17 protein-coding genes and 1 other RNA gene are annotated in these 19452 nt (G+C 58.2%); 14 read left to right on the forward strand and 4 right to left on the reverse strand.

What is annotated here, in order from left to right; all coding sequences use genetic code 11:
- Positions 1-22: 22 nt before the first annotated feature.
- The 5 genes from ercA to SIC19_RS13315 are packed head-to-tail and all read left to right on the forward strand — an operon-like array spanning position 23 to position 5192.
- Positions 23-1186 carry an alcohol dehydrogenase-like regulatory protein ErcA gene (gene ercA / locus SIC19_RS13295; RefSeq protein ID WP_041335242.1) on the forward strand — a complete coding sequence of 388 codons (1164 nt, stop codon included), beginning with the start codon at positions 23-25 and terminating at the stop codon, positions 1184-1186.
- Positions 1170-2921: an ATP-binding protein gene (locus tag SIC19_RS13300; RefSeq protein WP_075194299.1), complete on the forward strand. Its 1752-nt coding sequence runs from the start codon at positions 1170-1172 to the stop codon at positions 2919-2921. The genes ercA and SIC19_RS13300 overlap by 17 nt, the downstream gene beginning before the upstream one ends.
- A gap of 49 nt (positions 2922-2970) precedes the next feature.
- Complete coding sequence (locus SIC19_RS13305) at positions 2971-3255, forward strand: hypothetical protein (protein WP_041335245.1); 285 nt, start codon at positions 2971-2973, stop codon at positions 3253-3255.
- Between the two features lie 31 nt (positions 3256-3286).
- Complete coding sequence (locus SIC19_RS13310; RefSeq protein ID WP_075194300.1) at positions 3287-4663, forward strand: class II fumarate hydratase; 1377 nt, start codon at positions 3287-3289, stop codon at positions 4661-4663.
- A gap of 46 nt (positions 4664-4709) precedes the next feature.
- Positions 4710-5192 carry a CDP-archaeol synthase gene (locus SIC19_RS13315; protein ID WP_075194301.1) on the forward strand — a complete coding sequence of 161 codons (483 nt, stop codon included), beginning with the start codon at positions 4710-4712 and terminating at the stop codon, positions 5190-5192.
- 9 nt (positions 5193-5201) lie between these two features.
- Here the strand turns inward: SIC19_RS13315 and SIC19_RS13320 are convergent, their stop codons facing one another.
- Positions 5202-6176 (reverse strand): metallophosphoesterase, encoded by a 975-nt coding sequence (locus SIC19_RS13320; RefSeq protein WP_075194302.1) that lies wholly within the window; start codon positions 6174-6176, stop codon positions 5202-5204.
- Positions 6177-6321: 145 nt separating this feature from the next.
- Here SIC19_RS13320 and chrA point away from each other — a divergent pair, with 145 nt between their 5' ends.
- From chrA to msrB, 3 genes are all read left to right on the forward strand, one after another.
- The gene (gene chrA, locus SIC19_RS13325) at positions 6322-7515 is read left to right on the forward strand and encodes a chromate efflux transporter (protein ID WP_075194303.1); all 1194 of its coding nucleotides are present in this window, start codon (positions 6322-6324) and stop codon (positions 7513-7515) included.
- Positions 7516-7613: 98 nt separating this feature from the next.
- Complete coding sequence (gene msrA / locus SIC19_RS13330; protein ID WP_075194304.1) at positions 7614-8261, forward strand: peptide-methionine (S)-S-oxide reductase MsrA; 648 nt, start codon at positions 7614-7616, stop codon at positions 8259-8261.
- A gap of 10 nt (positions 8262-8271) precedes the next feature.
- Positions 8272-8700, forward strand: a complete 429-nt coding sequence (gene msrB / locus SIC19_RS13335; protein WP_041335269.1) for a peptide-methionine (R)-S-oxide reductase MsrB — start codon at positions 8272-8274, stop codon at positions 8698-8700.
- 9 nt (positions 8701-8709) lie between these two features.
- Here the strand turns inward: msrB and SIC19_RS13340 are convergent, their stop codons facing one another.
- The gene (locus SIC19_RS13340; protein ID WP_177190622.1) at positions 8710-9681 is read right to left on the reverse strand and encodes a calcium/sodium antiporter; all 972 of its coding nucleotides are present in this window, start codon (positions 9679-9681) and stop codon (positions 8710-8712) included.
- Between the two features lie 330 nt (positions 9682-10011).
- Here SIC19_RS13340 and mqo point away from each other — a divergent pair, with 330 nt between their 5' ends.
- From mqo to SIC19_RS13365, 5 genes are all read left to right on the forward strand, one after another.
- Positions 10012-11493, forward strand: coding sequence for a malate dehydrogenase (quinone) (gene mqo / locus SIC19_RS13345; protein WP_075194305.1), 1482 nt, complete (start codon positions 10012-10014; stop codon positions 11491-11493).
- A gap of 153 nt (positions 11494-11646) precedes the next feature.
- Complete coding sequence (locus SIC19_RS13350; RefSeq protein ID WP_007153140.1) at positions 11647-12879, forward strand: ATP-grasp domain-containing protein; 1233 nt, start codon at positions 11647-11649, stop codon at positions 12877-12879.
- A 53-nt stretch (positions 12880-12932) separates the two neighbouring features.
- On the forward strand, positions 12933-14957 hold the full coding sequence (locus tag SIC19_RS13355) for a hypothetical protein (protein ID WP_075194306.1): 2025 nt from the start codon (positions 12933-12935) through the stop codon (positions 14955-14957).
- 28 nt (positions 14958-14985) lie between these two features.
- A complete protein-coding gene (locus SIC19_RS13360) occupies positions 14986-16656 on the forward strand; it encodes an acetolactate synthase large subunit (protein WP_075194484.1) in 1671 nt (556 codons plus the stop codon).
- 50 nt (positions 16657-16706) lie between these two features.
- On the forward strand, positions 16707-17576 hold the full coding sequence (locus SIC19_RS13365; RefSeq protein ID WP_075194307.1) for a hypothetical protein: 870 nt from the start codon (positions 16707-16709) through the stop codon (positions 17574-17576).
- Between the two features lie 132 nt (positions 17577-17708).
- On the opposite strand, the gene SIC19_RS13370 is transcribed toward SIC19_RS13365, so the two are convergent.
- Positions 17709-18305 carry an exopolysaccharide biosynthesis protein gene (locus SIC19_RS13370; protein WP_075194308.1) on the reverse strand — a complete coding sequence of 199 codons (597 nt, stop codon included), beginning with the start codon at positions 18303-18305 and terminating at the stop codon, positions 17709-17711.
- A gap of 181 nt (positions 18306-18486) precedes the next feature.
- On the opposite strand from SIC19_RS13370, the gene SIC19_RS13375 reads away from it, so the two are divergent.
- Positions 18487-18996: an MgtC/SapB family protein gene (locus tag SIC19_RS13375; RefSeq protein ID WP_036212145.1), complete on the forward strand. Its 510-nt coding sequence runs from the start codon at positions 18487-18489 to the stop codon at positions 18994-18996.
- Between the two features lie 24 nt (positions 18997-19020).
- On the opposite strand, the gene ssrA is transcribed toward SIC19_RS13375, so the two are convergent.
- Positions 19021-19385: a transfer-messenger RNA gene (gene ssrA / locus SIC19_RS13380) on the reverse strand.
- Positions 19386-19452: the final 67 nt, after the last annotated feature.

Consider the following 19452-nt stretch of genomic DNA (forward strand, 5'->3'; position numbering starts at 1 on the left):
CGACATAATGGCGAGACCTTACATGAGCTACGACATTTCCTCCCTGCGCAAGTTTGTGTCCCCCGAGATCATCTTTGGTGCCGGCTCACGCAAGGCAGTAGCCAACTTCGCCAGTAACTTTGGTGCTCGACATGTGTTCCTGGTATCTGACCCTGGCGTGGAGAAAGCCGGCTGGGTTGCGGAAATCATGGATATCCTGGTGGCGGCGGGTCTCCGTGTCACGGTATTTACCGGCGTCTCAGCCAATCCGAAAGTGGACGAAGTCATGGCCGGGGCTGAATTGTATAAGTCCAGCCAATGTGACGTGATTGTCGCCATCGGCGGCGGCAGCCCCATGGACTGCGCCAAGGGTATCGGCATTGTCAGTGCCCATGGCCGGAATATTCTTGATTTTGAGGGTGTGGACACCATTACTTCGCCCTCGCCCCCGATGATCCTGATTCCCACCACGGCGGGGACATCCGCCGATGTCTCCCAGTTCGCGATCATTTCCGACCCCAGCCGGCGCTTCAAGTTCTCCATCATTAGCAAGGCGGTGGTGCCGGATGTGTCGCTGATCGACCCGGAAGTGACGGAAACCATGGACGCCTACCTGACGGCCTGTACCGGGGTGGACGCCATGGTGCACGCCATTGAAGCCTATGTCTCCACTGGTAGCGGGCCGCTGACGGACACCAACGCCCTGGAAGCCATCCGGCTGATCAACCGCCATCTGGAGCCGCTGGTGCTGAACACCGCCAATGTGCACCTTCGAGAGCAGATCATGCTGGCGTCCATGCAGGCCGGCCTGGCGTTTTCCAATGCCATCCTGGGGGCGGTGCATGCCATGTCCCATAGTCTCGGTGGCTACCTTGATTTGCCCCATGGCCTTTGCAACGCCCTGCTGCTGGAGCACGTTGTAGCGTACAACTACACCTCGGCAGAGGACCGGTTCCGGCGCGTGGCGGAGGCCATGGATATCGACACCCGCGGTATGTCAAAACCGGTCATCAAACAGCGCCTGATGGCGCGAATTATCACGTTGAAACAAGCTGTAGGGTTGGAGGCCAAGCTTGGCAAACTGGGCGTGACCACGTCTGACATACCCTACCTGTCCGGCTTTGCATTACAGGATCCATGCATCCTGACCAATCCTCGCAAGTCTTCCCGACGTGACGTCGAAGTGGTTTATGAAGAAGCCCTCTGATTCCAGCAACGCCGACTACGACATCGGTGACCTGCTTGGCCTTGGCAGCCAGTCGGTAAGAAAGAACTACTACCCGGCGCTGCAGGAGCGGATCGACGAACTGGAGAAGGAGCGTAATCGCTACAAGTGGCTGTTCGAGAATGCCCTTCACGGCATCTTTCAGGGTAACCTCCGGGGCGGCTTTGTGGCCGCCAACCCGGCCATGGCCCGGATCTGCGGCTATGAAAGCTCTGAAGCCCTGATCACGGGGGTTATCCGCCTTCGTGAGCAGCTGTTTTGCAGTTCTGGTGAGTTTGACGCCATCCGCCAGGAGTTACTGGATAACGGCAGTCTCAGTGCAAGGGAAACCCGGCTCAGACGCGCGGACAATACGCCAGTGCAAGTGGCAATCACGTTGTTGCGGCGGCCAGACCTCGGCCCGGAAGTGGTTGAAGCTTTTGTCGCCGATATCACCGAGCGCCACCAGGCGCGAGAAAAGTTGCGCCAGCTCAACGCGGATCTGGAACGCCGTGTGGAGGAGCGCACCGAAGAGCTGCAGAACGCCAACGTGGTGCTACGTTACCAGATCGAGCAGCGCGAACGGGTGGAGCGGGAGTTGGTGGTGGCTGTAGAGGCCGCCAAGGAGGCCAATGAGAGTAAGGACAAATACCTTGCGGCGGCCAGTCATGATTTGCTGCAACCCCTGAATGCGGCCAGGTTACTGGTGTCCGCCCTGATAGACAGTGATCTGCCAGCGGATGAAAACCGACTTGTCCAGCGTGTGTGGAGGTCCCTGGAGAGCGCTGAGGACCTGTTGGCGGATCTCCTGGATATATCCAGGCTGGATCAGAAAGCCATGCGGCCAGATATCGTCAATACCGATGTTGGCGAACTGATGAGAGGGCTGGCGCAGGAATTTGAACCGGTGGCTGAGAACGCAGAGCTGCACTTTCGGGTGCGCTTGGGGACAGGCTACGTAAGCACTGACCCGCGAATGCTAACCCGGATACTCCGCAACCTGTTGAGCAACGCGTTTCGCTATACCCGTGAAGGCGGTGTGCTGTTTGCGGCCCGCAAGCGTGGTCCCAATCTGGAAATTGGGGTGTGGGACACCGGTGTGGGCATTGAGCAGGAAAAGCTCGAGGACATCTTCCGGGAATTTCACCAGATACTGCCCAAGGGTGGCGGTCGCCAGGGTGTGGGCCTGGGGCTGGCAATTGTCGAACGCATGGCAAGGATACTGGCCTGCGAAATCCACGTGGGTTCACATCACGGCAAAGGCTCCTGTTTCAGTATTCTTGTTCCTCTGGCCCGGTTCACTGAGGCGACTGTCAGTAGTCAAAATGCGGAGCCGCCACCAATTGCACCTGTGTCCTTCGATGGGCTTCGTGTTCTGGTGATCGACAATGAAGAGCCGGTACAGGAAAGCATGCAGGCCCTGCTAGAGCGTTGGGGTTGCATGGTCACCACGGCGGGTAGTGCGGTTGAGGCTGTGGCGCATTGCGGCGGCGCAGACATCATCCTCGCGGACTTTCACCTGGATGAGAACCTGACCGGCTGTCAGGCGGTGTATGCCGTACGCAGACACTTCGGTCGTGACATCCCGGCGGCCATCATTACTGCGGACCGCAGCGATGAAACGCGAAGGCTAATCAGTACCCAGTATCTGCCCATTCTGAACAAGCCAGTAAAGCCTAACCGTCTTCGGGCGCTTGTCTCCAGTCTTGCCGCATCCCTGAACTCAGAGTCGCAATGACGGTCTACACTTTATTCTGTCAATCATTGTTTTGTCAGGAGAGTGTGACATGTCCGTTCCCGAGAACGCCCTCACGAACCACGAAGTAACTGTATGCCTGTCTGGCGGTGCCGTCCTGGGACCCTTCAACGCCACCTGGTCGAAGGACGAAGGCGGTGACGTAAGGGAACTGGTGCGGGAGTATGATGGTTTTCTGCAAGGGGAGAAGCAGCGCCGCTTCAAGTTTCACCTTCACGACACCTACACCAACACGGTTCATACCCTGATCCTGAATTTTGATCAGGTTACCGGCATTTGCGACCATGTCAGACTGAAGTCACCGCCAAACGGGTGAGCCCCAATGCCTGTGAACAGAGGAGGATGTCATGACGAATTTCAGGACTGAAAAAGACAGCCTGGGCGAAGTACGCGTTCCTGAAGACGCTCTTTGGGGCGCACAGACCCAGAGGGCTATCGAAAATTTTCCGGTAAGCGGCCAGCCAATGCCACCGGCGTTCATTGCGGCAGTGGTAAGAGTGAAGCAGGCCGCCGCCGATGCCAACGCCAGCCTCGGTTTACTGGATAACGATCTGCGGGACGCGATTGTTGCGGCCGGTGACCGCCTGGTAAACGGTGAATTCGCTGACCAGTTCCCCATTGATCGTTATCAGACCGGGTCTGGCACCAGCACTAACATGAATGTGAACGAGGTCATCGCCGCCCTGGCGGCGCAGGAGGATGTTGAGATTCACCCCAACGATCACGTCAACATGAGCCAGAGCTCCAACGACGTGATCCCGACCGCCATCCATGTCAGTGCCGTGGCTGGTATATACGAGCGTCTGATTCCCGCGTTGACCCACCTGTGTGGGGTGATCTATGAGCGTGAGGCGTTGTTCGCGAATCAGGTCAAGACCGGCCGTACTCACCTGATGGATGCCATGCCGGTCACCTTGGGCCAGGAGCTGAGAACCTGGCGGGAGCAATTGCTCGCCGCGGAAAGACGGCTTGAGGCGGCCGCCGATGATCTTCTGGCGGTGCCCCAGGGTGGCACGGCCGTGGGAACCGGGGTGAATGCGCTGGAAGAGTTTCCTGGGCAGTTCGTTAAGTTCCTCACCTCCAATACGGGTTACCATTTCCGCTCCCTGGAGCATAAATTCGTGGGGCAGAGTGCTATCGATGCGCCCGTAGCTCTGTCGTCCCAGTTGCGGGGGCTGGCCATCGTACTGACCAAGATCGCCAACGACCTGCGCTGGATGAACAGTGGGCCGATTCACGGTCTGGCGGAAATCAGCCTGCCGGCGTTGCAGCCGGGCAGCAGCATCATGCCAGGTAAGGTCAACCCGGTGATTCCCGAGTCGGTGGCCATGGTCGGGGCCCAGGTCATGGGGCTGGACAGCACCGTTGCCATGGCAGGGCAGTCGGGTAACTTCCAGTTGAATGTGATGTTACCGCTGGTTGGTGCCAATCTATTGGACATGATCGAACTGCTGACCAACGCCTCAACCATGCTCGGAGATAAGGCGATTCGGGATTTCACGGTGAATACCGATCATCTGGACGCCGCAGTCGGCAAGAACCCGGTACTGGTTACCGCACTCAACCCCGAAATTGGTTATAGCCTGGCGTCTGATATTGCCAAGGAAGCCTACCAGACCGGACGACCGGTGATTGACGTGGCGGAAGAGCGCAGTGGCCTGGATCGCAACCGGCTGGAGGAACTGATGGACCCGCTGAAGCTGACCAAAGGCGGGCTTGCCTGATAGTAAGTAACCGCCGAAAGGGCGGCCCTGACGGAGACTGAGCCGATTGCTGATTTCTATCGAGCTCTTCGTGATGCTGGTGCTCGCAAATGGCGTACCGGTTCTGGCCGCCCGGCTGTTTGGCCGGCGCTGGTCGGCCCCTGTAGATGGTGACAGGCTATGGCGGGACGGGCGGCCGGTGTTGGGGCGCAGCAAAACCTGGCGCGGTATCGTATCCGGTGCGCTGGCGTGTTGCCTGTTTGCGTGGATCACCGGGATAGGCGTCATATTCGGCCTGGCGTTCGGGTTACTGGGGTTGGCTGGCGATATCATCAGCAGTTTCATCAAGCGTCGTGCCGGGCTCGCCTCCAGTGCCCGGGCCTCAGGGCTCGACCAGATCCCCGAAGCCTTGCTGCCGATGCTTCTGGCATGGCTTTGGCTGGACCTGGGCTGGTTTATTGTGGCGGTTGTCGTGGTGCTGTTTACGCTGTCGAATATCCTGCTGTCGCCCGTACTGTACCGCCTGGGTATACGCCATCAGCCGCACTGAGCTCAAGCTTTAGCCGGGGCCCCTTGTCAGGGTGTGTATTGTTACCTCTGGTGGGCAATTCAGCCGTACGTTGACCACCGATGTGCCCGCGCCTGGTGAGGTATACCCCTGCATGCCGTTGCGGCGCCAGTAGCCGCGGCCGAGTTCTCTGGGGCAATCGGAATCCAGGGTCACGGGGATGCCACCGGGCAGGCAGATCTGGCCACCGTGGGTATGGCCGCACAGGAAGATGTCGTAGCCCGCATGGGCAGCCTCGCGCCAGATCTCCGGCGTGTGGCTCAGTAATACGCTGATGCCACCCGGGGGGATCTCGTCTCCTGCTCGGTGTAGGTTGTGTACCTTGTAGAAATGGGCATCGTCCACACCTGCCAGATAGAGTTTGTCCTCGCCACGCTGCAGTACGGCATGTTCATTCATCAGCAGGTGATAGCCCATGTCCTCAAGTCCAGGAACCATGCGTACGCTGTCGTGATTGCCCAGTACAGCGTAGGCTTTGCCGCGAATAGCGTCCCGCAGCCTGGCCATGCCATCCATGGCACCATCAATCGAGCCCCAGGTGAGGCGCCGGTAGTCCCCGGTGAGCACACACACATCGTACTCGAGGGGCTCGATTTGACGGATGACGGCCTGCAGGTTGGCTTCATCCATATCCACGTGAAGGTCGGTAAGGTGCAGTATGCGGAAGCCTTCGAAGGCCTGAGGCAGGCCAGGGATGTGGAACTGGTTGTGGGCGGTGTCCAGCCGGCGGCTGTTGTGCTGTCCCCGCCGGAACAAACCGGCCAGTTTCAGGCAAACACTGATGAAGCGTGGAGCGGAGGTGATGTTTTCCAGGTGGAACGAATGGCGGTCCGGGCCGAATACACGAGCTTCCGCTTCCCGCTCAATGCCCAGGCGCTGGCGCGCGTGTACCGGGCCAAGGCGGAGGCTCAGGCGATACTCCAGGAGGTCATCCTGATTGTCTGGTGTATGGGCCCGGGCGGTCATTGCTGGTCCTGTTGGTTGTTGGAAACGTTACCTGTCACGATCCGGTCAACCCGTCCCTTCATTATGGTCTGGACTGGGAGTGATGCAACCGAAGCGTCATAATGTTCATCTTTCTTAACACACGTTGCCACGATCAGAGTGTTCCATGACCAAGGATAGCTTCACCAGGGAGACGTATGCCGGGGCCCTGCCAGCCTGGCACATTTTTCTATTATTTCTGCGTTTGGGCCTGACGTCTTTCGGTGGTCCGGCGGCCCATCTGGGATTCTTCCATGACGAATTCGTAAAGCGCAGGCGTTGGTTGTCGGACGCGGCCTATGGCGAGGTGGTGGCACTGTGCCAGCTGTTACCCGGCCCTGCTTCCAGCCAGGTGGGATTGACCCTGGGGTTCCTTCAGCGCGGCTATCGAGGCGCAGCAGCGGCCTGGCTTGGCTTTACCCTGCCGTCGGCATTGTTGATGACGCTGTTTGCACTCGGCCTTGGCCTCTGGCCGGATGCCGGGCAGGGTGGCTGGATAACCGGCCTTAAGTTATTTGTGGTCGCCGTGGTTGCCCAGGCGGTCTGGCAGATGGGCAAAACCCTGTGCCCGGATGCTCCGCGCCTGTCGATTGCCGTGGTGGTCGCGGTTGTTCTGCTGATGGCGGGCGAAGCCTGGATGCAGATACTTGTCCTGCTTGCAGCCGGCGCGGCCGGTGCTGCGATGCACCTGCCGCAAAAGCGCGTGGAGGAGGCATTAACCATACCGGTTCAGCCCCGTCGCCCGATGGTGTTTCTGGTGGTATTTTCCGCGTTACTGCTGTTGGCTTTTTTACCGTTGGCCGAAGGCTCCCTGGGCTGGATCGGGTCTGAACTCTATCGCGCGGGGGCGTTGGTGTTCGGAGGTGGGCATGTGGTGCTGCCCTGGCTTCAGGGGAGCTTTGTGGTGCCAGGGCACCTGTCGGCGGATACGTTTCTGGCCGGTTATGGCCTGGCTCAGGCCATGCCAGGCCCGCTGTTTACCTTCTCAGCGTTTCTGGGAGCCATTGAGGGCGGCTGGACCGGTGCTGCCGTGGCTGTGGTCGCTGTTTTTCTGCCGGGAACCCTGCTGGTATTTGCCGGTCTACCCCTGTGGTCATACATTCGCAGCCATTCGGTTGCACGGGCGGCCCTGGCTGGGGTGAATGCCGGCGTTGTCGGGCTTCTGCTGGCGGCGCTGTATGATCCGGTGTGGACCTCTGCCGTACACAATGCAGGGAGCGTTGCGTTTGTCCTGTTGGCCTGGGTTTCCCTGTCGATATGGAAAGTACCGGTCTGGATACTGGCACCCGGCAGCGCGCTGGTGGGCTTGCTGGTTTTCTGATGCCCCCAAAGTGGGGGTAGCTAAAACCAACCAGGGAGGCCACACTTGGACATTGGGGAACTAAATGAACGGTAATAATCCAGAAGCAGAGGCTGATTATGTCCACATCCTGCACGATTCCGGGCTTGAACGTACCGAAAAGCCGCTTTCCGGAGCCTGAAAGCGATTTGCCAACCGGCGATAACCGCGAGCAAAGGGTTGTGCTTGGCGGTGGCTGTTTCTGGTGTGTGGAAGCCGTTTTTCTGGCGGTGAACGGTGTCAGCCGGGTGGAATCCGGCTATGCCGGGGGCACAGCGGAAACCGCCAACTATGAGGCGGTGTGCGGCGGCCAGACCGGCCACGCCGAAGTGGTCGACGTTCATTACGACCCGCAGACCGTCAGCTTCGGGGATATCCTGAAGGTGTTTTTCTCGGTGGCCCACGACCCAACCCAGCTTAACCGGCAGGGAAACGACCGTGGTACCCAGTACCGTTCCGCCGTTTTTTACGAGAATGACGAACAGAAACAGGTGGCGGAAGCCTACATTCGCCAACTGAACTCGGCGGGCGTTTATGATAATCCTCTGGTGACAACCCTGGAGCCGTTGGAGGCTTTTTATCCGGCGGAAGACTATCACCAGAATTTTGCCGCACGGAATCCATACCAGCCCTACATCACGGCTGTTGCGGCACCAAAGATTGAAAAGCTTGTGGACACGTTCGGTGACCAGCTCAAGCCCGGTTACACCGACAACAACATTGCCTGAGGAGGCTGCTATGAGCGTTTCTGCTGCAGGTTATGACCTGACCCCGCTGACACCACAACAAGTGGACGAAAAGGCCGCGGGCCTGACGGACGAGGAGCGCCGCGTGTTGCTGGATCATGGCACCGAGCGGCCATTTTGCGGCACCTTGCTGGACAACAAGAACGCAGGTGCCTATTACTGCCGGTTGTGCGAGTTGCCGCTGTTCAGTTCCGATTCCAAGTTCGATTCCGGTACCGGTTGGCCGAGCTTTTTCCAGCCTTTTGACACCGACCACATCCGTTACATTGAAGACAACAGCATGGGCATGGCTCGCACGGAGATCCGTTGCCCGCGTTGTGACAGCCACCTTGGGCACGTGTTTCCGGATGGCCCGCCGCCAACCGGCCAGCGTTACTGCCTGAATTCAGTGGCGATGGTGTTCAGGGAGAACCAGGCCTGACCGGCCTGGTTAGCGGATGACTGTCGACACCAGATAGCTGGTGTAGCAAACGTACACCAGCAATAACAGCACGCCGTCCGGTCGCCCGATGGTCCGGGACTTACCCGTCAGCCCAAAGCTCATCAGCAGAAGCCCGATGGTGAGGGCTGTCATCAGGGTCCAGTCGCGGTAAAGCACTTCCATATCCACGGCCAGGGGCTCAATGGTCGCAGCCAGGCCAACCACGGCCAGAGTGTTGAAAATACCAGACCCCACAATGTTGCCGAGTATCAGGTCGTGTTCGTTTTTCTTGACGGCCGCCAACGCAGAAGCCAGTTCCGGCAGAGAGGTGCCGATGGCAACGATTGTCAGCCCGATGATCAGGTCACTGACGCCGAGGCTCTGGGCAATAAACACCGCGCCCCAGACCAGCATGCGCGAGCTCACCAGCAAAAGCACCAAGCCTACAACCAGCCACATCACGGCTATTTTCAGCGGCATCGGGTGGGCAACCAGCTCGGAGTCGGTCTCGCCGATCAGTGAGTCCCCCTTGCCCTGGATGCCTTGATAGATGGACCAGCCCATGACGGCTGCGAACACACCAAGCAGTACCCAGCCATCGAGCCGGGTCAGGTTGCCATCAATCAACTGGTAACCGGCGATGGCCGTCAGTACCAGTAGTAGCGGGAGTTCCTTGCGTATTACCTGGGAGTGCACGGCAATTGGTGCAATCACCGCAGTCACACCAACGATCACGGCGATGTTGGTGATGTTCGAACCGTAAGCGTTGCCCAGGGCCAACCCGGGATTGCCATCGAGTGCGGCCATGGCTGACACTGCCAGTTCAGGCGCAGAGGTGCCGAATCCGATAATCACCATACCAATCAGCAGCGATGGCATACCGAGGTGTTTGGCGGTGGCTGCTGCGCCTTCAATGAAGCGGTCTGCGCTCCAGACCAGTAAAACCAGGCCAGCGATGATTGCTGCGATTGCCAATAGCATAAAGGATGCCCTGTTGGTGTAAGCCGCACGGTATGAGACTAAAGTGGCGGTGATATCGTTGAGCACAGACGCGAGAATGTAACAAAGAGCGCCCGGCGAGCGCATTTTAAACGTTTGACCTACACACGGCCACCGTTGGTAAATAAATCAGGACGTTGGCCCTTGTCAGATATGTTGGCGCAACCAGCCCCAGGCGGGCCCGACCACGAGTCAGTTGATATTCGCAATTTATTATCCGATCAAAAAACGGGATAATCGCGCCACAATTTCCAAGCCCCTCTGCTGATCGTGGGCGGGCAACAGGCTTTAAACTAGCTAGGGTGATAACCAATGGCCGTTAGACAGGCAGATGTGGTGCTGGTCGGCGGGGGCGTCATGAGCGCCACCCTCGGCATGATGCTCAGGCAGCTTGATCCTTCCCTGGACATCGTCATGGTTGAACGTCTTGATCACGTCGCCCATGAAAGCACCGATGGATGGAACAATGCAGGGACCGGGCATGCCGGCTACTGCGAACTCAATTACACCCCCGAAACCGACGATGGCGATGTTGCTATCGAGCGGGCGTTGAAGATCAATGCCTCGTTCGAAGTATCGTTGCAGTTCTGGTCTCATCTGGTTGAGCAGGGGATGCTGCCGGAACCCAAAAGCTTCATCAACCGAACTCCTCACCAGAGCTTTGTATGGGGCGAGGATGGTGTGAAGTTCCTCAAGCGTCGCCACGAAAAGCTCAGCGCCCACCATTTGTTCCGGGAAATGGAGTACACCGAATCCCCGCGGGATCTGGAAGAGTGGATGCCGCTGGTGGTGAACAACCGCGACCCGATGCAGAGAGTGGCCGCCACGCGTATCAAGCACGGTTCAGACGTGGACTTTGGCTCTCTCACCCGCAGCATGGTGGAGTTCCTGGAAACCACGCCGAACTTTGAACTGATGTTAAGCAGCCCCGTGCATTACCTGGCCAAGCGCGACAATGGCCGCTGGAAGGTACGGGTGAAGAACCAGAAAACCGGAGAGCTGACGAAGCTTGAGGCTGGGTTTGTCTTCCTGGGCGCCGGTGGCGGCGCCTTGCCGATGTTGCAGAAGTCCAACATCGACGAATCCAAAGGCTACGGTGGTTTCCCGGTCAGCGGTCAGTGGCTGGTTTGCCAGAAGCCGGAAATCGTCCAGCAACATCACTCCAAGGTCTACGGAAAGGCGCCAATCGGCGCACCGCCGATGTCGGTTCCGCATCTGGATACCCGTATTATCAACGGTGAACCCGCGCTTCTATTCGGCCCGTTTGCTGGCTTCACCACACGGTTCCTCAAGCAGGGTTCGGTATTCGATCTGTTCGGATCGGTCCGCTCAGCGAATCTTCGTCCCATGTTGTCGGTGAGCCGCACCAACATGGACCTGACCCGCTACCTGATTGGTGAGGTATTCCAGTCTCACAGCGACCGTGTGGCTTCCCTGCGCAATTACTTCCCGGATGCCCGCGAAGAGGACTGGCGCCTGCAGGACGCCGGCCAGCGCGTGCAGATCATCAAGAAGTCGCCGGAAGGTGGCGGTAAGCTGGAATTCGGTACCGAAATTGTGGCGGCGAAGGACGGCACCCTGGCCGCTTTGCTGGGTGCATCGCCGGGGGCTTCGACGGCTGTCCAGGCCATGATCGATGTGATCCAACGTTGTTTCCCGGAACGTATGGAGTCTTCGGAATGGCAGGAACGCATGAAAGTGATGGTGCCTTCCTACGGTCAGTCGCTGGTAGACGATGAGCAATTACTCAATAGAGTGCGGGAACGAACGCTCTCAACCCTGAAATTGAGCTGATATTCCCAAACGATCTAACACTGGCGGAAGCGCTGGTAGTCCTGGCTTAAAAGCTGGGGCTGCCGGCGCTTTTTGTTTTCTGGGCGCCGGGCCCGGTTGCGATTTGCGCCTGAAACGTTAGGTTATAAGGAAACACCACCAAGGAGAACGAACATGAGCGAGCAAGAATTCGATCCGAATAAAGGCTATATCGCACTCCTGGGATGGAGCCTGAACGCGGTGGAAGCTGCCGATAAATTTGATCGACGATATGTGGTGGTTGCGCCGGATTGGGCGGAGGCTTACTGCAAGGAACATGATATTCCCTATGTACCTTGGAACTTCGAGCGCCTGAACGACCGGTCAGTTGAGATTGCTCAGACACTCAAAGAGATGGGCGTTAATGTGGCTATCCCATTGTTTGAGGAAACCGTGGAATGGGCCGGCGCTATCAACTCGGTTCTGATGGATCAGCCAAAGCTGTTCGGCCAGTCCATGTTGTTACGGGACAAGGCCCTGATGAAGCGCCGCGCGCAGCTGGGCGGCATTCGCGTTGGGATCTTCGAGGAAGCCCATGACCGAGACGACGTTATCCGTTTCCTCAAGCGCGTCAACCAGACCCTCTTGAAGTTGGACGGTGACCCCAACGATCCGATTCACCTCAAAGCATTCGACAAAGCCGGTTGTCTGGGCCACCGGGTGATTCGTACCCCGGACGAAGTGGACACCATTCCCGAGGAAGAATTCCCGGTGCTGATGGAATCCCATCTGGACGGTTGGGAATTTGCCGTCGAAGCCTGGATTCACAACGGCAAAATCGCATTCCTGAACATCTCGGAGTATGTGACCCTGGGTTACTCGGTGTTTGTGCCGGCCACGCCGGACCTGGAGAAGTACCGGGAACAGATCACCCGCGAGATCGAAAAGCTGATCAAAACGTTCGATATCGAGTTCGGGTTTATTCACCCAGAGTACTTCGTGACCAGCGACAGTACCATGTACTTCGGAGAGGTGGCGTATCGGCCGCCAGGCTTCAAGGTGTTCGAGCTGCTTGAGCGTGCCTACGGCTTTAACGCCTATCAGGCACTGATCATGACCTTTGACCCGAAAACCACGGCAGAAGAGGTAAAGGCGTTCTTCCCCAAAGAGGTGGTGGATGCCAAGGGCTATGCCGGCTGTTTCGGCGTTTATCCGCGCCGCCGGGTGGTCAGCCAATTGGAAATGCCGGAAGAGACCGAGAACCACGATTACTTCGAGTCCCACGAGCTCACGCCGCCGTTGGAAGAAACAGTTACCAAGCGTACTGCCTTTGGCACACATTGGGGCCTGGTTTACTTCTTCGGTGAAGACCCTTATGTAATGCGGGATTTACTGAAACATCAGGAAGAACTGGATTTCTATGTATAATTCCGTAAGGAATTAACAACAATGGGTCTGATTCAGACTCTGAGGAACACAGTTTGAGCAACTCCGACGCTGGAAACCCGGCACCTGTCGTCAATTTCGATAAGCTGGTTCAGCGACTGGACGATGCCATCGCGGCTCTCGATGAGAGCCGCGATTTTGCCAAACTTGGCAAGTTACCCCGGTTGTTCGACATCGTGCGACGGGTGCTTCTGCAGCCGGAGGGCTGCCTTGCAATTGAACAGCGAGCCGAACGGCTTGAGAAAGCCGGCGTGTTCCTGGGAACAGACTGGGCAGACCCCTCCATTCTATTGCCATCGTTGACCACCTTTTCCTTGCAAAGCCCACAGGCCGATACGGTCATCATCGAAGGGCTCAGCGAACTGCGTTTGCTGGCGGTCGCGCGCGGTGAATACCTGCATGAGTCGATGTCGGCGGAACAGGCGCATCACTACCTGACCCAGGTATTGGCCATCAACCTGAACATGCTGTTTGGTGAAGCAGGCGAAGCCGAGCGGGAGCAGGGCAAGCTGGCACTGGTCAGCCGCGCGGTGGTACAGCATGTTGCCACCCAGATCGGCTATGAGCATGTCATCGATCAACTGATTGAAGAGATCTGGCGCATATTGCAGCAACGACCGATCCAGGTCAGCAGCGTACGGCAGATGATTACCCAGATTGCACTGTGCCGCATTGATCCCAATGTGGATCTCGGTGGTGCGGGTCAGGGTGCGGAGCGTCTGATTTCGAGCCTTTACGGGCCAACACAGGCGTGCCGCGAAGATCCTGGCATTCCTGTTTACCAGGAACGGCTGCAGTCCATGGACGCCGTGGCCCTGCAAAGTGAGGCGACCGGTTTTGCCCGTTCCATGCACGACACCGGATTGGTGTCGCCGTATCACGCCACGTTTGTCCGCCACATCCTGGAGAGTCAGGATGCGCTATTGACTGAAGCCCTGGGCCTGTCCAGTACCGGCCGCGATTGCCTGCTCTGCTACAAGGATCTGGTGCATGAGTTGATCAATGAAGGCGTCTATCCGGAAACAGCCCAAGGTCTTTATGGCCTTGCGTTGATGCTGGAGCGAGGCATTCTCTATCAACCGCCACTTGCACCCGCGCTGTGGCGCCAGGCCAGGCTCTCCATCTGCCCGCACGCCCGGGAGCGTATCCGATTGGCATATGGTTACCAGCCACAGCCGAAGGCATGGCTGTTGCAGGGTGTGCTCAACATGCTGGGCCAGCCCCTTGGCGTGGGGCAGGGAAACAACCCTACCTGCCAATCTGCACGGGCGCTGTCCATGTGGGCCTACAACGATCCGGACTATCTGTTGCAGATGGTGGCCTGGGCCGCCCGCGACAACGAAATCATCATGCATTTCGAGGGTCGCCCGGTATCTTCCTCCGGCAGCCAGGGTGGCGTGGCCTCCGAAGTAACGCTCGACCTGGATCCGGTTTCGCTGGTGGTAGTACCGCACCTTGACCGGATTTATGCGGAAATGGGGCGCCTGTGTACGGACCGCCAGGGCGACCCCCACCAGTGGGTTAACCCCGAGTTCCATGGTTGGTCCGCCGGCCGTGGATTCCGCATAAACGTGGATGTTGCAACCGGTCACCTGGAAGACCTGGACACCTTCCTGCGACATTTCTATGCCAGCTACCACCCTTACTATAATGGCAACCAGCCGCTGATCCATCCGCAACCGGCTGGCGTAGCGGTTACCGACAGTGCCGCAAGATTCATCGGCTGGCACGCGATTACCATCCTCCGTGTGACTCTGGACCCGGAAGAGGTCATGCGGGTGTATTTCTTCAACCCCAACAACGACAGTGGTCAGAATTGGGGCGACGATGTGGTGGTCAGTACCTCCAGGAAAGGGGAGCGGTTCGGTGAGGCATCCTTGCCCTTTGAACAGTTCGCCTCGCGGCTGTACATTTTTCACTTCGACCCCCTTGAACGCGGTGAACCCGCAGACGTGGGCGAGGAGGAATTGGAGCGGGTGATCAGCCGCGTTCACCGCAGTTGGGGCCGAGACCGGTTGCCGGCTGAGGCATTGCAGGCCGAACCTCCGCAGGAAAAGTAGACCCAACCAAGCCAGAACGGGAGAGATGATGACCGCTGAGGCCACTACCCGCCGCAACGGCGCCGAGCTGTTTGTTCGTGCCCTGGAAAACGAAGGTGTTCGGTACATCTTCGCGGTACCGGGTGAAGAAAACCTGGATCTCCTTGAGGCCCTGCGCGAATCCAGCATTGAGCTGGTGCTCAATCGTCACGAGCAGGCAGCCGGCTTTATGGCCGCGACCTACGGGCGCCTGACAGGCCGTGTGGGCGTTTGCCTGTCGACCCTCGGCCCTGGGGCCACCAACCTGGTAACCGCCGCTGCCTATGCCCAGCTCGGCGGCATGCCAATGATGATGATTTCCGGGCAGAAGCCCATTAAATCGTCCAAACAGGGGCTGTTCCAGATCCTGGATGTGGTGGACCTGATGCGGCCACTTACCAAGTACACCCGCCAGATCAGCAACGCCAACACCATCCCCGCCAAGGTGAGAGAAGCCTTCCGGTTGGCTTCGGAAGAGCGCCCCGGTGCGGTTCATCTCGAATTACCGGAAGACATCGCCTCCGAGGTGGCAGAGAGCGATACCCATATCTTCCAGCCCAGTGATGCCCGTCGGCCCACTGCCAGTACCAAGAGCCTGGACACTGCCTGTGACATGATCAGCAAAGCCAGGTATCCGCTGATCATGATTGGCGCCGGTGCTAATCGCAAACGGGTTTCCCAGGCCCTGATCCACCTGGTGAACGTGACTGGCATTCCCTTCTTCACCACCCAGATGGGCAAGGGCGTGGTGGATGAGCGCCACCCCCGTTACCTGGGTAATGCGGCGCTCTCGGCCGGCGATTTTGTGCACTGCGCCATTGATCACGCTGACCTGGTGATCAACGTCGGGCACGATGTGGTTGAGAAACCGCCGTTTTTCATGCATCCCGGCGGCAAACAGGTTATCCATGTGAACTTCAGCGCTGCTGACGTGGACCCGGTTTACTTCCCCCAGCACGAGGTGGTGGGCGACATTGCCAACAGCGTGGAGTACCTGGCCGAGAAATGCGGCCAGTGCTCTTCACACGACTTCAGCCGGTTTATGGAAGTGAAAGCTTCCGTGGACAGCCATATGGCCGACAAGGCGGACGATGGCCGTTTCCCGGTTATTCCCCAGCGAATCGTCAACGACGTACGCCAGGTCATGCCCGACGACGGCATCATCGCGCTGGACAATGGCATGTACAAACTCTGGTTTGCCCGCAATTATCCGGCCTACGATAACAACACTGTGCTGCTCGACAATGCCCTGGCTTCCATGGGCGCCGGCCTGCCCAGTGCCATGATGGCGGCCATGCTCTATCCACACCTCAAGGTGATGGCGGTGTGCGGCGACGGTGGCTTCATGATGAATAGCCAGGAGCTGGAAACCGCTGTGCGGCTGAAGCTGAACCTGGTGATACTGATCATCAACGACAATGCCTACGGCATGATCAAATGGAAGCAGGCCCAGGAAGGCTTTCAGAACTTCGGGCTGGATTACAACAACCCGGACTTCGTCAAATACGCCGATGCCTATGGTGCCACTGGCCATAGAATCACCCGTACCGAAGACCTGCGGCCGACGCTGAAAAACGCACTGACCTCGGGGGGTGTGCACCTGATCGATGTGCCCGTGGACTACAGCGAAAACCGCCGTGTGTTTGATGAAGAATTGGTAAATCTGACCTGTAACCTCTAATGCCTGTAGTATTATTCGCCCAGTATTGAACATTGATTGAGGATGGGCGAATGAGTTACTCGTGGTTCAGAGTGGTGGCACTAGCGCTGGCGGCCGTGGTGGTCGCTGGATGCAGCAAGCCGGAAACGCCCCAGGAAGTGGCCGCTGAATTCTGGCAGGCCCTGTCCGAGAAAGACGCGGATACCGTTGCCGATCTATCGACGCTTGCCGCCCCCTCTGCCTTCGATGGCTACGCCCGGGACTGGTCTGGCACCGTGCCTGATTTCGGTCGGGTGGTCATCGACGATCGCGAAGCTACGATCGTAACCCGCCTGCCCGCTGAGAACGGCGTCCCCGGCGAGCGCCGGGAAGTGAATACCTACCTTGTGGAACAGAGTGGCGACTGGCTGGTGGATTACGACCGCACCGGCGAGGCGATCATGAATCCGTCTCCGTTTGCAGGTTTGATCGGAGAAATGAACCGGCTGGGCGAGCGCTTGACGGCCAGTTTCGGACAGTCCTCCGACGATCTCTCTCGCCAGATGGACGCCATTGCCCGCGAATTCGAGGCGTATTCCGATCAGGCCCAGCGCCGGGCAGAGCAGGCCATGGAAGAGTACGGCCAAGCCCTGCATGGGCTGATGGAAGAGTTGGAGGAATCCATCGAAGAGGCGTTGGAAGACAACCAGCGGGCGCCTGAGAGAGATCGAAGTGTCTTACAGCGAACCGCGGCGGACCTCAATCGAAGCAGCGACAGGCTGGATGAGCCGGATTTCGACGCCTTTGCCGACAGTTCTCGTGCGTTAGCTGAGGCGGGAGCGCGTATCTCGCGCCTGAGTGACGATACCTTCAAAAGCTACAAGCGCACGTGGGACGCCAAACTGGACGAAATCACTGAGCGTACCCGCGTATTTTTTGAAGAGCTTCATGGGCGTGGGTGATAACCCGGCGTCATAGAACTGTCATATTGATCTGGTGTACTGAAGATGTGTTAGTCCCTGAAAGCGACTAAAGGAGCTCCTGCTCCACTGCATCTTTGGGCCAACGGACGGCTCCTTTTTACGCCTCTAGTATTACCCCGCCAGCCCGGTAACCACAAACCAGCCGGTCACCAGCGTGAGCGACGTTGCTACAATTGCCAACAACCCGTCCCTCGCTACGATTGCCAGCCCGAAGGCCGTCAACGCAGCGCCGCCACCATTGGCGCTGAAGGGTACCACCTCCATCGCCGGCATGGCCAGAGCCACCAGCATGCAGATAATGGCCATCACATAGAGCCCTGGCCCGTCCGCCAGAAACACCAGGCGCGGCCCTGTCCAACGATCCAGAAAACGAGCCGGTTTTTGCAGCCAGTCCAGTCCCTTCAAGAGCTTGTCCTGGGGCACGGAACGCTGGGAAATCCAGGACGGCATCCAGATGGTGCGTCTGTGGAACAACAGTTGCCCCAGCGTCAGCAGAACCACCAGCCCCAGAATGGTTGGAACGCCGGGAATGTCACCGATCAACGGCGCCAGGGTGATCAGCCCTGCTACGAGCACCACGGGCCCGAACGAACGTTCCCCCACGCCATTCATGATATCGTTCACCGACACTCGCCCGGCTCCGGCCGCCGACTCGCGAATCTGCTCCAGCAGTTGTTGCATGTTGGTAGGATCGCCATTATTGCGCATAGATAGGGCTCTTCCTCGAATCAGGGTAACGTCTGCCAAATCCGGCCTTTAAAACCTACCATTCTCGATAATCGGAAAACAGCGATTGCGACCGAACCGCAGCGGAAATGATTGAAGCCTTTGCAGACCAGGACTAATCTCGATCCAGCGATAACAAAAACTTCAGAACCCGGAAATCCCCATGGCAGACTTGCTCAACGTTGACTGGATGCTCACCCTCAACCACCTGCTGTTGATGGCCATTGCCTACCTGCTGGCGTTCCCCATCGGTTTCGACCGGGAAGAGCAGGGGCCCAGGATCGGCCTGAGAACCTTCCCGCTGGTGGCCGTGGTTTCATGTGGCTTCATGCTTGTTGGTCGAGCCGTCATCGACTCCCCGGGCGAACAGGGCCGCGTACTGCAAGGCATTGTCACCGGCATCGGTTTCATTGGCGGCGGCGCCATCCTCAAGGACGACAGCCGCGTAATCGGCACCGCCACCGCCGCGAGTATCTGGAACTGTGGCGCGATCGGTGTGGCTGTTGCGTACCACCACCTTGAGATTGCCATAGCCCTGAGTGCCCTGAACTTCTTCACGCTGCGCTACATGGGAAGGCTGGTGCGGTCGGTGACCGGTGAGCCTGTGGTTGAAGATGGGCAGACAACCAAGCCTGTGGAAGTTCGGGAGTCTGATAACGAAAAAAGCCCCTGAAATCAGGGGCTTTTTTCGGTTGGTTGGTGGAGACGGCGGGAATTGAACCCGCGTCCGCCAGTACTCAGCCTTGAGGTCTACATGTTTAGCGTCTCTCTATTGATTTAAGTTCAAGCGACCCGAGAGCCAGGGTGCAAGAACCGAGTTCTTTAGATCTTAGCCGTTAGCCAGTGAACTCTGGAAAACGGAGCATCCCGTAAGCGATGACGTCCTGAGATGTTGCTTCCGGGCTACGGGCGACCCGGTCAGGACGACTAGCAGCTTACGCTGCTAGTGCGTAGTTTTCGTCGTTTGCGACTATTGCGTTGCAGCTTTGGATTAACGAGATTGGCTGCCATCTCGACATGCACCCAAGGGTTCGCCACCGGCGTCGAAGCCATGTCGTCCCCTTACCGACAGTATATGTGGCTGCTTCCGCCAACTTCAAGGTTTTCCTGGTTTTGTTTTGTGGTGTCG

Origin of the sequence: Marinobacter sp. MIT930201 (assembly GCF_047122665.1) — a bacterium.
GTDB classification, from domain to species: domain Bacteria; phylum Pseudomonadota; class Gammaproteobacteria; order Pseudomonadales; family Oleiphilaceae; genus Marinobacter; species Marinobacter salarius.

What these genes read in the sequence shown, in the direction of transcription:
- ercA (WP_041335242.1), top strand. Translation starts at nt 23, where the DNA reads ATGAGCTACGACATTTCCTCCCTGCGCAAGTTTGTGTCCCCCGAGATC.
- SIC19_RS13300 (WP_075194299.1), top strand. Translation starts at nt 1,170, where the DNA reads ATGAAGAAGCCCTCTGATTCCAGCAACGCCGACTACGACATCGGTGAC.
- SIC19_RS13305 (WP_041335245.1), top strand. Translation starts at nt 2,971, where the DNA reads ATGTCCGTTCCCGAGAACGCCCTCACGAACCACGAAGTAACTGTATGC.
- SIC19_RS13310 (WP_075194300.1), top strand. Translation starts at nt 3,287, where the DNA reads ATGACGAATTTCAGGACTGAAAAAGACAGCCTGGGCGAAGTACGCGTT.
- SIC19_RS13320 (WP_075194302.1), bottom strand. Translation starts at nt 6,176, where the DNA reads ATGACCGCCCGGGCCCATACACCAGACAATCAGGATGACCTCCTGGAG.
- chrA (WP_075194303.1), top strand. Translation starts at nt 6,322, where the DNA reads ATGACCAAGGATAGCTTCACCAGGGAGACGTATGCCGGGGCCCTGCCA.
- msrA (WP_075194304.1), top strand. Translation starts at nt 7,614, where the DNA reads ATGTCCACATCCTGCACGATTCCGGGCTTGAACGTACCGAAAAGCCGC.
- msrB (WP_041335269.1), top strand. Translation starts at nt 8,272, where the DNA reads ATGAGCGTTTCTGCTGCAGGTTATGACCTGACCCCGCTGACACCACAA.
- SIC19_RS13340 (WP_177190622.1), bottom strand. Translation starts at nt 9,681, where the DNA reads ATGCTATTGGCAATCGCAGCAATCATCGCTGGCCTGGTTTTACTGGTC.
- mqo (WP_075194305.1), top strand. Translation starts at nt 10,012, where the DNA reads ATGGCCGTTAGACAGGCAGATGTGGTGCTGGTCGGCGGGGGCGTCATG.
- SIC19_RS13350 (WP_007153140.1), top strand. Translation starts at nt 11,647, where the DNA reads ATGAGCGAGCAAGAATTCGATCCGAATAAAGGCTATATCGCACTCCTG.
- SIC19_RS13360 (WP_075194484.1), top strand. Translation starts at nt 14,986, where the DNA reads ATGACCGCTGAGGCCACTACCCGCCGCAACGGCGCCGAGCTGTTTGTT.
- SIC19_RS13365 (WP_075194307.1), top strand. Translation starts at nt 16,707, where the DNA reads ATGAGTTACTCGTGGTTCAGAGTGGTGGCACTAGCGCTGGCGGCCGTG.
- SIC19_RS13370 (WP_075194308.1), bottom strand. Translation starts at nt 18,305, where the DNA reads ATGCGCAATAATGGCGATCCTACCAACATGCAACAACTGCTGGAGCAG.
- SIC19_RS13375 (WP_036212145.1), top strand. Translation starts at nt 18,487, where the DNA reads ATGGCAGACTTGCTCAACGTTGACTGGATGCTCACCCTCAACCACCTG.